Source organism: Phytobacter sp. MRY16-398 (assembly GCF_003925915.1).
Taxonomy (GTDB): Bacteria; Pseudomonadota; Gammaproteobacteria; order Enterobacterales; family Enterobacteriaceae; genus Phytobacter; species Phytobacter diazotrophicus.
Genome location: NZ_AP018756.1, coordinates 3997534 through 4011868 on the forward strand (window position 1 = coordinate 3997534; position 14335 = coordinate 4011868).

The 14335-nt window shown below is 54.4% G+C and carries 16 protein-coding genes; 5 read left to right on the forward strand and 11 right to left on the reverse strand.

From position 1 onward, the window contains the following. Nucleotides 1–14: 14 nt before the first annotated feature. The 4 genes from artI (at nt 15) to artJ (ending at nt 3057) form a co-directional block, all read left to right on the forward strand. Nucleotides 15–746 (forward strand): arginine ABC transporter substrate-binding protein ArtI, encoded by a 732-nt coding sequence (gene artI / locus MRY16398_RS19690; protein WP_071196069.1) that lies wholly within the window; start codon nt 15–17, stop codon nt 744–746. A gap of 6 nt (nt 747–752) precedes the next feature. Beyond that, nucleotides 753–1469, forward strand: a complete 717-nt coding sequence (gene artQ / locus MRY16398_RS19695; RefSeq protein ID WP_039078507.1) for an arginine ABC transporter permease ArtQ — start codon at nt 753–755, stop codon at nt 1467–1469. Further along, complete coding sequence (gene artM, locus MRY16398_RS19700) at nt 1469–2137, forward strand: arginine ABC transporter permease ArtM (RefSeq protein ID WP_039078506.1); 669 nt, start codon at nt 1469–1471, stop codon at nt 2135–2137. Before artQ ends, artM begins: the two co-directional genes overlap by 1 nt. A 188-nt stretch (nt 2138–2325) precedes the next feature. Further along, nucleotides 2326–3057, forward strand: a complete 732-nt coding sequence (gene artJ, locus MRY16398_RS19705; protein ID WP_039078505.1) for an arginine ABC transporter substrate-binding protein ArtJ — start codon at nt 2326–2328, stop codon at nt 3055–3057. A 47-nt stretch (nt 3058–3104) separates the two neighbouring features. Here the strand turns inward: artJ and MRY16398_RS19710 are convergent, their stop codons facing one another. Continuing rightward, nucleotides 3105–4586 (reverse strand): sensor histidine kinase, encoded by a 1482-nt coding sequence (locus tag MRY16398_RS19710; RefSeq protein ID WP_110295651.1) that lies wholly within the window; start codon nt 4584–4586, stop codon nt 3105–3107. Next, a complete protein-coding gene (locus tag MRY16398_RS19715; RefSeq protein ID WP_125125708.1) occupies nt 4583–5296 on the reverse strand; it encodes a response regulator transcription factor in 714 nt (237 codons plus the stop codon). Before MRY16398_RS19715 ends, MRY16398_RS19710 begins: the two co-directional genes overlap by 4 nt. 196 nt (nt 5297–5492) lie before the next feature. On the opposite strand from MRY16398_RS19715, the gene MRY16398_RS19720 reads away from it, so the two are divergent. Beyond that, the gene (locus tag MRY16398_RS19720; RefSeq protein WP_039078502.1) at nt 5493–5747 is read left to right on the forward strand and encodes a hypothetical protein; all 255 of its coding nucleotides are present in this window, start codon (nt 5493–5495) and stop codon (nt 5745–5747) included. Nucleotides 5748–5812: 65 nt separating this feature from the next. Here MRY16398_RS19720 and MRY16398_RS19725 read toward each other — a convergent pair whose 3' ends face one another. The 9 genes from MRY16398_RS19725 to rimK form a co-directional block, all read right to left on the reverse strand. Then, nucleotides 5813–6412, reverse strand: coding sequence for a hypothetical protein (locus tag MRY16398_RS19725; RefSeq protein WP_125125052.1), 600 nt, complete (start codon nt 6410–6412; stop codon nt 5813–5815). Nucleotides 6413–6439: 27 nt separating this feature from the next. Further along, complete coding sequence (rlmC, locus tag MRY16398_RS19730) at nt 6440–7576, reverse strand: 23S rRNA (uracil(747)-C(5))-methyltransferase RlmC (protein ID WP_125125053.1); 1137 nt, start codon at nt 7574–7576, stop codon at nt 6440–6442. Nucleotides 7577–7616: 40 nt separating this feature from the next. Beyond that, nucleotides 7617–8090: a YbjO family protein gene (locus MRY16398_RS19735; RefSeq protein ID WP_039078499.1), complete on the reverse strand. Its 474-nt coding sequence runs from the start codon at nt 8088–8090 to the stop codon at nt 7617–7619. Nucleotides 8091–8161: 71 nt separating this feature from the next. Continuing rightward, complete coding sequence (potI, locus tag MRY16398_RS19740; protein WP_079498317.1) at nt 8162–9010, reverse strand: putrescine ABC transporter permease PotI; 849 nt, start codon at nt 9008–9010, stop codon at nt 8162–8164. Then, the gene (gene potH / locus MRY16398_RS19745; RefSeq protein WP_039078497.1) at nt 9007–9960 is read right to left on the reverse strand and encodes a putrescine ABC transporter permease PotH; all 954 of its coding nucleotides are present in this window, start codon (nt 9958–9960) and stop codon (nt 9007–9009) included. The genes potI and potH overlap by 4 nt, the downstream gene beginning before the upstream one ends. Nucleotides 9961–9969: 9 nt before the next feature. After that, nucleotides 9970–11103 (reverse strand): putrescine ABC transporter ATP-binding subunit PotG, encoded by a 1134-nt coding sequence (potG, locus tag MRY16398_RS19750; protein WP_039078496.1) that lies wholly within the window; start codon nt 11101–11103, stop codon nt 9970–9972. 139 nt (nt 11104–11242) lie between these two features. Next, entirely contained in the window at nt 11243–12352 is a 1110-nt protein-coding gene (gene potF / locus MRY16398_RS19755; RefSeq protein WP_125125054.1) for a spermidine/putrescine ABC transporter substrate-binding protein PotF, read from the reverse strand. A 346-nt stretch (nt 12353–12698) separates the two neighbouring features. Next, nucleotides 12699–13178, reverse strand: a complete 480-nt coding sequence (locus MRY16398_RS19760; protein WP_039078494.1) for a type III secretion system chaperone family protein — start codon at nt 13176–13178, stop codon at nt 12699–12701. An 86-nt stretch (nt 13179–13264) separates the two neighbouring features. Further along, a complete protein-coding gene (gene rimK / locus MRY16398_RS19765; RefSeq protein WP_039078493.1) occupies nt 13265–14167 on the reverse strand; it encodes a 30S ribosomal protein S6--L-glutamate ligase in 903 nt (300 codons plus the stop codon). Between the last annotated feature and the right edge of the window lie 168 nt (nt 14168–14335).

The window sequence follows — 14335 nt, forward strand, 5'->3', positions numbered from 1 at the left end:
TCGGGGAAATGACAATGAAAAAAGTATTGATCGCCGCGCTACTTGCAAGCGTCAGCCTCTCTGCTTCCGCAGCACAGACTATCCGTTTCGCCACCGAAGCAAGCTACCCTCCGTTTGAATCTACCGACGCCAACAACAAAATCGTTGGTTTCGATGTGGACCTGGCAAACGCGCTGTGTAAAGAGATTGATGCCACCTGTACCTTCACCAACCAGGCGTTCGATAGCCTGATCCCCAGCCTGAAATTCCGTCGTTTCGACGCGGTAATGGCCGGTATGGACATCACCCCGGAGCGTGAGAAACAGGTTCTGTTTACCACTCCGTACTATGACAACTCCGCGCTGTTCGTGGGTCAAACCGGTAAATACACCAGCATTGATGCCCTGAAAGGCAAGAAAGTGGGCGTGCAGAACGGCACTACTCACCAGAAATTCATCAACGATAAGCACCCGGAAATCACCACTGTTCCGTACGACAGCTATCAGAATGCTAAGCTGGATCTGCAGAATGGCCGTATCGATGCCGTATTCGGTGACACCGCAGTTGTTACCGAATGGTTGAAATCGAACGATAAACTGGCTGCCGTTGGCGACAAAGTGACCGATAAAGAGTACTTCGGCACGGGCCTGGGTATCGCCGTTCGTCAGGGCAACACCGAGTTGCAGCAGAAATTCAACACTGCGCTGGAAAAAGTGAAGAAAGATGGCACCTACGAAACCATCTACAACAAATGGTTCCAGAAGTAATCCTTGATGAATGAAATTTTTCCATTAGCAAGCGCCGCCGGGATGACCGTCGGCCTTGCCGTTTGCGCACTGATCATCGGCCTGGTTCTGGCGATGATTTTTGCGGTATGGGAGTCAGCCAAATGGCGTCCCGTTGCGTGGGCTGGCTCGGCGCTGGTCACTATTTTGCGCGGCTTACCAGAAATTCTGGTCGTGCTGTTTATCTATTTCGGCTCATCACAGCTACTGTTAATTCTTTCTGACGGTTTCACCCTCAATCTGGGGTTCGTGCAACTCCCGATACAGGTGCAGATCGAGAACTTTGATGTCAGCCCGTTCTTCTGCGGCGTGATCGCCCTGTCATTGCTGTACTCCGCCTACGCGTCACAGACCTTACGTGGCGCGTTAAAAGCGGTACCGCAAGGTCAGTGGGAATCGGGCCAGGCGCTGGGGCTGTCAAAAAGCGCCATTTTCTTCCGTCTGGTCATGCCGCAAATGTGGCGTCACGCGTTGCCGGGCCTTGGCAACCAGTGGCTGGTACTGTTGAAAGATACCGCGCTGGTATCGCTTATCAGCGTTAATGACCTGATGTTGCAAACCAAAAGTATCGCCACCCGTACCCAGGAACCCTTTACCTGGTACATTGTGGCGGCAGCGATTTATCTGGTGGTCACCCTGCTCAGTCAGTGGATCCTTAAGCGTATCGATCTGCGCGCAACACGCTTTGAACGGAGACCAGACTGATGCTTGAGTACTTACCCGAGCTGCTGAAAGGCCTGCACACCAGCCTGACGCTCACCGTGGCGTCGCTGATTGCCGCGTTGGTTCTGTCGTTGCTCTTTACCATTGTGCTGACGCTAAAGACGCCCGTTCTGTCGTGGATAGTCCGTGGCTATATCACGCTGTTTACCGGTACCCCGCTGCTGGTGCAGATCTTCCTGATTTACTACGGTCCGGGCCAGTTCCCGGTGCTGCAGGAATATCCGGTTATCTGGCACCTGCTGTCGGAACCCTGGCTGTGTGCCTTGCTGGCGCTCTCCCTGAACAGCGCGGCCTATACCACGCTGCTGTTTTACGGGGCGATCCGCGCCATTCCGCAAGGCCAGTGGCAGTCCTGTAGCGCGCTGGGGATGAGCAAGAAAGACACGCTGGCGATTCTGTTGCCGTATGCATTCAAACGCGCCTTATCGTCCTATTCGAACGAAGTGGTGCTGGTGTTCAAGAGTACATCGCTGGCCTATACCATTACGCTGATGGAAGTGATGGGGCACGGCCAGTTGCTGTACGGACGCACCTACGATGTGATGGTATTTGGTGCTGCCGGGGCGATTTATCTTATCGTTAACGGTCTGTTGACCCTGATGATGCGTCTGATTGAGCGTAAAGCGCTGGCCTTTGAGCGTCGCAACTAAAACCATACAAAATGCATAAATAGTAACCAGCAAAGCGAGCAACTTATTAATCGCTCGCTTTTTTTATGTGAAAAATAAAATAACTAATCAAATATATTGCATATAAATTCATTAAATGGCATTGTTAGCCCCATGCCTCAGACACGGCAACCGCAAAACAATAAGATTGACAGACAGGAGCTCCAAAAATGAAAAAACTGATTCTGGCCGCATTACTTGCCTCTTTCGCTGCTGGCGCAACCGCCGCGGATAAAATTAATTTCGGTGTCTCTGCTACCTACCCGCCGTTTGAATCCATGGATGCGAATAACAAGATTGTGGGCTTTGATATCGACCTGGCAAACGCGCTCTGTACCCAGATGAAAGCAGAGTGTACTTTCACCAACCATGCCTTTGACAGCCTGATCCCGTCCCTGAAATTCAAAAAATATGACGCGGTTATCTCCGGCATGGATATCACGCCTGAGCGCAGCAAACAGGTCTCCTTCACCGAGCCGTACTACGCCAACTCCGCCGTGGTTATCGCCAAAAAAGATGCGTATAAAACCTTCGATGACCTGAAAGGCAAACGTATCGGTATGGAAAACGGCACCACGCACCAGAAATACCTGCAGGACAAACATCCGGAAGTGAAAACCGTAGCTTATGACAGCTACCAGAACGCGATTATCGACCTGAAAAATGGCCGTATCGATGGCGTGTTCGGTGATACCGCGGTGGTCAACGAGTGGCTGAAAACCAACCCGCAACTGGGTGTTGCGACTCCGAAAGTGACCGATCCGCAGTATTTCGGCACAGGCCTTGGTATCGCGGTACGCCCGGATAACAAAGCCCTGCTGGAAAAACTGAACGCGGCCCTGGCGGCCATCAAAGCTGACGGCACTTACCAGAAAATCAGCGATCAGTGGTTCCCGCAGTAAGCGGAATTGAAGAGAAAAAGCCGCGTGACGCGGCTTTTTTTATGCTCTCACGCTCCCTGAAACGGCAGCGTAAAGCGGAAACACGACCCCGGTTGCGCATCCACCAGCCGGATATCGCCACCGTGCAGTTGCAGCATACGCCGGACAATCATCAGCCCCAGCCCGCCGCGCGACTCTCCCGCACTGGCCTTGTCCAGCACCGACGGGCGCTGGAACAACGTAGCCCGCAGCGCACCCGGTACACCGGACCCGTTGTCCTCAACCTCAACCATAAGCTGGTCATCCTGCTGACGGGCGCGCAGATAAATCTTCCCACCGTTGGGCGTATGACGCACCGCATTATCCAGCAAATTGGTGAGCACCCGTTCCATCATCGACAAATCGGCATACACCAGCGGCAGGTTGGTGGGCAACTCCAGCAGTAATCGGATGTCGCGCGTTTCCGCCATCAGATCGAATTTTTGTGCCACATCCTGCAAAAGTTCCGCCATTGAGAAGGGTTCCGGCTGCGGTTTGATGCCACCATGTTCCAGCCGCGCCAGTTCAAAGAGCTGTTGAGACAGGTGCCGGACTTTGTTTCCCTGGCGCAGGGCGATGCTCAGATAATGCTTCGACTCTTCCGGCGTTAAATGCCCAGCCTTCACCGAAAGGGTTTCCAGATAGCCGAGTAATGAGGTCAGCGGGGTACGTAAATCGTGCGAAATATTGGCGACAAACTCCCGTCGCTGTCGGTCATTGTCTGCCAATTGATCCCACTGGCTGGCTATCTGCCGGGAAAGCTCAATAAAGGCGTTTTCCAGGACCGCGACTTCATTTCCTGCCTCAGGATCCGGCGCACGCAACGCCAGTTGCTTGATGGCGCTGATGCTATCCTGCTCCAGCCCCTGCACCTCGCGGGTCAACTTTTTCACCGGACGCGTCACCCACCACCAGGTAAGACCGCCTGCCAGTGCGCCAAACACCGCCACTAACAGCAACGACCACAGCAATGCGCTCCACAGCGCTTTTTGCCAGGCAGTATCCGCCAGTGCGTTCAGGTTCTCACCCTGCAAAATAATGTAGAGATAACCCCGCAGCTGACCATCGAGGCGAATCGGCGACACGCTAAAGACTTTTTGTTTGTCGACACTGCGCGGATCGTCGCCGTAGACCGGCCAGGCCGCGCCGGATAGAAAGTGCTGCAACGGGGCAACATCGATATGCTCGCGACGAAGATGCCCCGGCGGCGCGGCATCGGCCAGCAAGTCGCCTTCCGGGGAGATCATATACAGCTCGACGCTGGGGTTGAGCGTCATCAGGCGGTCAAACAGCGATTTCAGCGTCTGGCGATTCACTTTGCCCTGGGAATCAAGCAGCGGCTCACTGCTGGCAATTTGCTGAGCAAGACCCGCAGAAAGCCGTTGCACCATCGCATCGCCGTAGCGGGTGCTACTGTAGAGCTGAACGCTGCAGGCTGCGGCGGCGCAGAGCAAGAGCAGCACGGTGAAGAGCAGCGTCAGGCGCTGAGTCAGACTTAAACGACGCATCATTCCCCCTCAGGCTCCGAAACGGCAAATTTATAGCCTTTCCCCCAGACGGTCAGAATAATTTCCGGCGCGGCGGCATCCTTTTCAATCTTCATACGTAGACGGTTGATATGGGTATTAACTGTGTGCTCATAGCCTTCATGCTGATATCCCCACACCTGATCGAGCAGCGCCAGGCGCGAGAAGACCTCACCGGGGTGACGGGCAAACCAGTAGAGCAGATCGAACTCGCGCGGCGTCAGATCAATCAACTCGCCGCGCAGGCGCACCTCGCGGGGAAGCGGGTCGATGGTTAAACCGTGACAGGCAATACTGCCCATATCAAGACGCAGGTTGCGTCCCATCGCCTCCTGGCGACGAAACAGCGCCTTCACCCTCGCCACCAGTTCCAGTATCGAAAATGGCTTCGCCAGATAATCATCCGCCCCCATTTCCAGCCCCAGAACCCGATGTGTCTCACTGGTTCGGGCGCTGATGATAATGACCGGAAGATAGCGGGTCATCTGGCGGATGCGGCGGCAAATCTCCAGCCCATCGACATTCGGCAGCATCAGATCGAGGATCACCGCATCCCAGTCGGTCTTTTCAAGCTGGGCGAGCGCACGCGCCCCATCCTCTTCATGCACAATCTGGTAGCCCTCGTCCTGCAAATTAAGCCGCAGCAGGCCAGCAATATCCCGATCATCTTCGACCAGCAGTATTTTTTTTGCGATTTCCATAGCCCGTTCCGGTTGCCTTTCTCTTTATTAGCTTACCCAATAGTCGCGCATTGAGTTATCACAAATAATTTATATTTCCGTGAGGAAGTCGTGACCGGTCCAGGCGTAAGCTGCGGCCTGTCACCCACACTTTCCGGAGTCAGGCAAGAGAGTCAGGTGACACCCCCTCTCACCTTGCAAGGAAACCACGATGAAAAAGATGATTCTCACCCTCGCCACCCTCTGTGCCTTTGGGGTGGCTAACGCCCATGCCGCCGACGCGATGAGCCAGGACGGTATGAAAAAGCAGGACGACAGCACCATGATGAAGAAAAAGGCGCCGATGAAACATGACGGGATGACAAAAAAAGAGAGCACGATGAAACACGGCGACATGGCGAAAAAAGGGACCATGGGCAAAGACGACGACATGATGAAGAAAAAATCGGACGGCATGGACAAATAATCTCCCCGCCAGCACCCCGGACAGTATTGCCGGGGTCACTGGCCGGGCTGTGCCCACTGTTTACCCTAATCCAGAACGACGTCTCTTTTTTGTTGCCGCTCTGGCGTCATGGGCTGCGCATTCAACGCCATGACCATATCACGCAGCGTGATGAGGGGAAAAAACGGGTTGTGCTCATGATTTTCCAGTGTACGCCCGGCCCTTGTCGCCGCATCAGAGAGCGCATCGAAAAGCTCTTCGTCATCGTCTAAAGCAAAAAGTGCCAGACTGTCGTCCGCCCGCAGGGGGAAATTCAGCCGCACCAGGTCACGCACACCCCACGCCATCACGGTTTCCCAGACAGCGCGGATCACCCAGGCGTCCACATCCCGCCGAGGAAATGCGCGCGCAAACTGGCAAATGCTTTCGCCCTGACGCGCCTGCGCCAGTGCCAGGAGCCTTGCGCGCCGCTTGCGGCTGTCGACAATCCCGGAAACGCTCAACAGCACCACAAACAGCGCAACGGCAAAAATAAAAGGATTCCCCGTGCTCACAAAGTCACGCAACAGGCGATAAGCGCCGTAAAGAACCCCAGCCAACAGCGCAAACAGAACGACGAACGCCACCACACCGGAACCCGGTGCGGCAGGTTTAAGAGGGAATAAGTAACGAGATGGCATACGCATGGTCAGTGTCCCTGATGAGCGAATGCCTTAAACCGTAGAACATTTCACCAGCAGTGTCAGCACTTCGTAATGCGCCGTGTGGGGGAACATATCAAACAGTTGTACACGCTCCACGCGATAGCCCTCCAGCGCGTGTAAGTCTGCCGCCATCGTGCGGGCATTACAGCTTGAATAGACGATATACGGCGGCGCCATCCGACTCAGATAATCGCAAAGCGCCTGGCCAATTCCACGACGCGGCGGGTTTACCAGCACCAGTTGTGGCGCATCCGTCTGGGCGGTCGCGAACCGGGTGGAGTCCAGCGCCTGAAAGTGCAAATCGGTCAGCCCCAGCTCAGCCGCAGACTGCTTCGCGCAGGCAATCGCCTCCGGGGCGATTTCGATACCGGTGAGCGTCATCCCCGGGGTTGCACAATGCAGACCAAAACCGCCGACACCGCAAAACAGATCCCACATATGGCGTACCGGCAGCGCCCTTACCCACTCACGCGCCGTAGCGTACAGCGCACTGGCGACAACCGGATTGGTTTGAAAGAAACTCTGCGGGCGGATCCACAACGGCACGCCGTTGAAATTTTCCGCCAGCGCCTGCTGCTCAGTCAGGAAGATTTCCGTCTCCCCTTCCATAATGGCCATGTGCACCGGCTGGATATTGACTGAAATGACGCGAAGCTGCGGCAATTGCGCCTGTAACCACGGCAGCGCGGCACGAAGCTGCTCAAGCTTGGCCTGTGAACGCAGCACAAAACGCAGCATCATGCCGCCCGTATGCTGGCTTTCGGTTAATAGCAGGTATTTCAGCTCACCGCGTTTACGCGCCACGTTGTAGGGCGTTAAGCCCGCACGGGCGATAAAAGGTTTAAGGACGGCGAAAACCGCCTGAAACGAGGCGGGATAAAGCGGGCAATCGGTCAAATCTTCGGGGGTACCGTCGCGATGCAACATGCCGAGCAGCGGTTTCTCCACGCTGCCGCTCACCACCATCTTGGCTTTATTACGAAACCCCTGTTCCGGGCCGCTAACCGGCGCGCACCATTCTGTCACCGGCAAATCCGCCAGCAAGGTGCGGAGATCGGTCATTTTTGCACAGAGTTGGTCGCCAGTCGGTTGTTCAATCCACTGACAGGAGTGACAGCGCCTGGCGTCAAAGAGTGCGCACTGCATAATAAAACCTTCTTAATTGCGGGGCGGCGATTGTACCCCGTTATTGCAGACGGAAAAAGCGTCGGCTGGGAGAAGGGACAAACAACAGGAAGAGTACCAGCAGGTCGGGCATTTTCTGCATCATTAGCGTACGGAAAATCTCACGTTTTGATTCGCCGGCAATACTGAACAGCTCAGGATATCCATACCCCAGCGATGCCGCCCACAGATAACCGGTGGCAATAATTTGCGTCAACAGATACAGCCAGCGCGCCCAGTTTCGCCCCTTCACCACGGAAAAAGCACAGAGGATTTCAACAAAGACCAGCACCAGGCTGCCGAAGAAAATCAGCGTCAGGCTCCAGGTTTGCGCGCTGCGTACCACGAAGTCGATCATTCCCCGTATGCCCAGCACATTGCAGAGCATGAAGACATCCACACAGCGGATAAGAATAATGGCGATAGCCGCCACTTGTACCAGTGCGGGTACATTCGGACGTGCGTGAGACTGATGCGCTTTAGTAAAGAATCCCAATGTGCAATATTCCCTGTGAAAAATGCCGCGACAAGCGCGGCATCCGTGACACAACGTTTAAGATTCTAGAATCATTGTCCCTGTCTTGCACGCTGGATATCGCGCACTCGCTGCTTTTCCGCGCGCGCCATCAGATACCAGGCGATTAAACCAACAATCCCCACGACACCCAGTATCAGGCTCGCCAGGGCGTTGATCTCCGGGTTCACCCCCATACGTACGCTCGAGAAGACCAGCATCGGCAGCGTTGTCGCCCCCGGGCCGGAAACGAAGCTGGCGATAACCAGATCGTCAAGAGAGAGGGTAAACGCCAGCAGCCAGCCAGAGATAATCGCTGGCATGATCATCGGTAGCGTAATAACAAAGAACACTTTCAGCGGCGTCGCGCCAAGATCCATCGCCGCCTCCTCAATTGACCTGTCGAGTTCACGCAGACGTGAGGATATAACCACCGCGACATAAGCCGTACAGAAGGTCACATGCGCCAGCCAGATGGTGAGCATGCCACGATCCGATGGCCAGCCAATCGCATGGCCAAGGGCAACAAACAGCAGCAACAGCGACAGCCCGGTGATCACATCCGGCATCACCAACGGCGCGGTAATCATAAACGCAAAACCGTTGGCGCCACGGAAACGGCCAAAGCGCACCATCACCACTGCCGCAATCGTACCGAGGATCGCCGCCATCGTCGCGGCGCAGGCGGCAATGGTCAGACTCAGGCCCACCGCGCTCATCATGGCGTCATCATGGAACAACTCGCTATACCAGCGCGTTGACCAGCCGGCCCACACCGTCACCAGTTTGGAGCTGTTAAAGGAATAGATGACCAGCATCAGCATCGGCGCATAGAGGAACGTGAACCCCAGCACCAGAATCAAAATACGCCACGGGGAACGCACTACCGGCAAGTTATTCATGCGTTGTCTCCCATCTGTTTCTGCTGATGTTTATGGAACCACATGATTGGCACGATCAGCAGCAGCAGCATAATAATCGCCACCGCCGAGGCCACCGGCCAGTCGCGGTTATTAAAGAACTCCTGCCACAGGACGCGACCAATCATGATGCTGTCCGGGCCACCGAGCAGTTCCGGGATCACGAACTCACCCACCGCCGGGATAAACACCAGCATGGAGCCTGCGATAATACCCCCTTTGGTCAACGGCACGATCACGCTAAAGAAGGTTTTCAGCGGGCGCGCGCCCAGATCCAGCGACGCTTCAACCAGCGAGTAGTCAATACGCGTCAGCGCGGTGTAGATAGGCAGCACCATAAACGGCAAATAGGCATAAACAATACCGATATACACCGCCAGGTTGGTGTGCAAAATCGTCAGCGGCTGATCGATAATCCCCAGCCACATCAGGAAATTATTCAGCACGCCGTTACTTTTCAGAATCCCCATCCAGGCATAGACGCGAATCAGGAAAGAGGTCCATGAAGGCAAAATAACCAGCAACAGCAGAATATTACGCGTTGATGGCTTACTGTGCGCAACGGCCCAGGCCAGCGGATACCCCAGAACCAGACAGCAGATCGTCGACACCGCCGCGACCTGTAATGACTGGAGATACGCTTCAAAATAGAGCGGATCGTCGGTCAGTTGCAGGAAGTTATTGATGTTGAGCGAAATGGTGAGCTGATTATCGGCCCACTCCACCAGATCCGTATAGGGCGGGATCGCGCGCGCCATCTCTGCCAGACTGATTTTGAAGACTATCAGGAACGGCAGTAAAAACAGTAAGATCAACCAGATATAGGGCAGCGCGATAACGAACTTGCGCCCGTGCTTCATCTGAAAACGCGCCAACCACAGGTTAAAACCGCCCGGTTTTTCGACGCGGGTCGGTGGTTCAAGTGTACTCATCACCGCTCCTTAAACCGTCAGAACCACACAACTGTCGGCATCCCAGCACAGGCGAACTTCGTCGCCCCATGTCGGGGTACCTTTACGATAGCGGTGCTCGTTCTGCAACTGCGCACTGATCATTTGCCCGCTTTGCAGACGAACGTGGTAAATCGACAGATCGCCAAGGTAGGCAATATGCACCACCTCACCCACCGCGAAGTTATAACCGTCAGCAGGCGGCTCTTCGCAGAGCATGATTTTCTCCGGGCGCAGCGCAACATAGACCGGCACGTTATCCACAACAGAGGCATCCGGGTCCACTTTCAGCGGATGAACCAGCCCCGGCGAATCAATCACCAGACCGTCGTCCTCACGCGCTTTAAGCAGGCCTTCGAACACGTTAACCGAGCCGATAAATTCGGCGCTGTAGCGGGTGGTCGGGTGTTCATAAATCTCTTCAGGTTCGCCAATTTGCACAAACTTACCGCGGTTCATAATGGCGATACGTCCGGCCATGGTCATGGCTTCTTCCTGATCGTGGGTGACCATAACGCAGGTCACGCCAACGCGCTCCAGAATGTCCACCACTTCCAGTTGCATACGGTCACGCAGTTTCTTATCCAGCGCACCCATCGGCTCATCAAGCAGCAGGAGTTTCGGGCGTTTTGCCAGACTACGGGCCAATGCGACACGCTGACGCTGACCGCCAGAAAGCTGATGCGGTTTACGCTTAGCGAACTCCTGCATGTGCACAAGACTCAGCATCTCCGCAACACGGCTGGCGATTTCCGCTTTGGGCAGCCTGTCCTGCTTGAGGCCAAACGCGATGTTCTGTTCAACGGTCATATGCGGGAACAAGGCATAGGACTGAAACATCATATTGATAGGACGCAGATAAGGCGGCACATGCGCCAGATCGACACCATCGAGCATAATTTGCCCGGTCGTTGGCTGTTCAAAGCCTGCCAGCATTCGCAGCAGCGTTGATTTGCCGCAACCAGATGCACCCAGCAGCGCGAAGATTTCGCCTTTATAAATGGTCAGACTGACGTCATCAACGGCGTGCTGGCCGTCAAACGATTTGGTCAGATTGCGGATTTCAAGCAGAGGCGTTAAATCCTTACGGGTTTTCGCCTGTGGGCGGGGGATAGCGTCATTCACTCAAGTGCTCTCCGGCAAAAAAACTCAACCAGTACCAGCTAGTTGTCTACAAATGACCGGACAGAGGCCGATGACCTCTGTCCAGGTTTAGGGCAATTGCACCGCCCTGGTGCAACGCAATCACTGTTCAGGTGATTGATTATTTGCCGCTTTTTACTTTTGTCCACGCGCGGGTTCTTACGCGGTCAATTTTCTGATCCTGCACTTTAAGCGTATACAGTTTCGCGAAAACATCCGCCGGCGGATAAATTGCCGGGTTGTCACGTACTTCTGCGCTGATCAACGGTTTGGACTCTTTGTTACCGTTAGCATAGAAGACGTGGTCACTGATGTGCGCGATAACGTCAGGACGCATCAGGTAATTCAGGAACTGATACGCTTCGTCTTTGTTTTTCGCATCAACAGGCATGGCGAAGACATCGAAGAACGCCAGGGCGCCCTCTTTCGGAATGATGTAGTTAACATGCACGCCGTTCTTCGCTTCTTTAGCACGGTTAGCCGCCTGCCACACGTCGCCCGCCCAGCCGATGGCTACGCAGATGTCGCCATTTGCCAGATCGTTAATGTACTGAGAGGAGTGGAAGTAGCGAATGTTCGGACGCAGTTTCAGCAGCAGATCGGTTGCCGGGCCGGAGTAATCGTCCGCTTTGGTGCTGTTCGGATCTTTACCCAGGTAGTTCAGCACGGTCGCGAAAATCTCTTCTGGCGCATCCAGGAAGGAGACGCCGCAGCTTTTCAGTTTTTCGAGGTTTTCCGGTTTCAGCACCAGATCCCAACTGTTGACCGGCACATCGCCCAATACCGCTTTGACTTTATCAACGTTATAGCCAATGCCGGTGGTGGCCCACAGGTACGGCACCGCGTATTTGTTGTCCGGGTCATGCTGAGCAACCATTTTCAGCACATCCGGGTCCATGTTCTTCCAGTTCGGCAGCTTGCTCTTATCGAGCGGCTGGAACACACCGGCGGTTAACTGGCGCTCAAGGAAGCTTGCAGAAGGCACCACCAGGTCGAAACCGGTGCTGCCCGCCATCAATTTGCCTTCCAGCACTTCGTTGGAATCGAACACGTCGTAAACAACTTTAATCCCGGTCTCTTTTTCAAAGTTTGCGACCGTATCCGGCGCAATATAGTCAGACCAGTTATACACATGCAGCGTCTTTTGCTCTGCGGCGAGTGTGCTGGCAGAGACAGCCATTAATGCACCCGCAACAAGACCTGATAACCATTTTTTACTCAAAGCGGTCATATCTCATTCCTTCTGGAAAGTCCGTTACCATACGAACTAAGTGTACGCATTTAAGATATGCAAAATTCATGCATATTTTGTCAGTCTGCACTGGTCGAAGAGGAAAATTCTTTCGGCCGACGCCGCATGCTTTCAAAGCACCGCAAGAATAACTGTAGCCAGGGTTAGAGGCTATAGGGCAGATTAAAAAACGCCTTTTATCAATTTTTTATGCAGATTCTGTCTATGTGATAAGCCGAAACGGCGGGAATAGCGGTGAATAATTCTTTAAAAGAAGGTTAAAAGCAGAATTAAAACATTCATTATGCAGCCGCTCTGGCAGCGACTGCGCTAATGTCAGGCAGGTTTAGTGAAGAAAATTGTGCGCGTCTTCGCCAGCTTTGAGCTCTTCTTCTTCGGGAACAAACAGCATCTGATGGGCGCGGGCTTCAAGGATCACCATTGAAATTTGCTCTTCGCTCTGGCGCATGAACCATGCAAATTGTTCGAGCGTCACCCCGGCGCCTGAGGATAATGTCTGGCAAACGACAAGCTTAGGCAGGTTATCATCCTGAATATCAAGAAATGCTTTCACCGTCAAAGAACTGGCATTGATGGCGGAAAGATCGGCGGCCAGTGCCAGCAAGGCGGAAGGCTTCACTTCCGCCATCGCCGTAAACAGGACAACGTCGTTAATCAGATCGATTTTGGCGTCAAATACCCCGTCGAAATTCTGCATATGCGGCAGGTGTAACGCCTGGCAGGTATCGCATTCGAAGAAACTGATACCCAGTTCATCAAGCCATTGACGAAGCGTGTCCAGACCAGGTGCGACGAGTGAATTCATGCGCAAAACAACCTCTGACGAAAAAATGGGAGCCATAGCTTACGCAAAAAGCAGGCCGCATACCATTATGTAGCGCGGAAAATCGACTACCCGCCGGTTTTGAGGCAATAGCCGGGCGTGGCATGGCGCTCAATCCAGGCAATCATTTTACCCGCGATATCCACCCCTGTGGTCTTCTCAATACCTTCAAGCCCAGGCGACGCATTCACCTCCATCACCAGCGGCCCCCGGTTGGCACGAAGGATATCCACCCCGGCGACATCCAGACCGAGTGTCTGTGCGGCTTTAATCGCCATCTCCCGCTCACGCGGGGTGATTGTCGCCACGCTGGCCACGCCGCCACGATGCAGGTTGGAGCGAAAATCGCCCTCTTTCGCCTGCCGCTCAATCGCCGCGACAACCTCGTTGCCCACCACCAGGCAACGAACATCCCGTCCCTTCGCTTCCTCAATGTATTCCTGAACCAGAATATGGGCGTTCAGGCCGCGAAAAGCGTCAATCACACTTTCTGCCGCCTGCCGTGTTTCGGCAAGGACCACGCCAATCCCCTGTGTCCCTTCTACCAGTTTTACCACCAGCGGCGCGCCGCCGACCATGGCAATCAGATCACTGGTGTCATCCGGTGAATGGGCGATCCCCGTCACCGGCAGATCAATCCCCTGGCGGGCCAGGAGTTGCAGAGAACGCAATTTGTCACGCGCGCGCGTAATCGCCACCGACTCATTGAGCGGATAGCTACCCAGCATTTCAAACTGGCGCAGCGCGGCGGTACCGTAAAAGGTAATCGCAGAACCAATTCGCGGGATCACTGCATCAAAATGGGGAAGTTGACGGCCTTTGTAATGGACCGAAGACGCCGCGGGGTCAATGTTCATATAACACGACAGCGGATCGAGAATTTCGACCAGATGCCCGCGCGCAATGGCAGCTTCGCGTAGGCGTTTGCATGAATAGAGCGTTCCGTCCCGGGACAATATGGCGATTTTCACCCTGCACCTCTCTGAATAGACTGGCAATACTCTACCTTTTTCACGTTGCCGGAAGGCGGCAAGTCAGTTAGCCCCGGCAGCAGAGATAACGCTATGACCAGGGCGCCCAGTGATATAGCAAACGCACTGGCAACGAGAAGCATGACGAGTAGAAAGCCTGCGTATCAT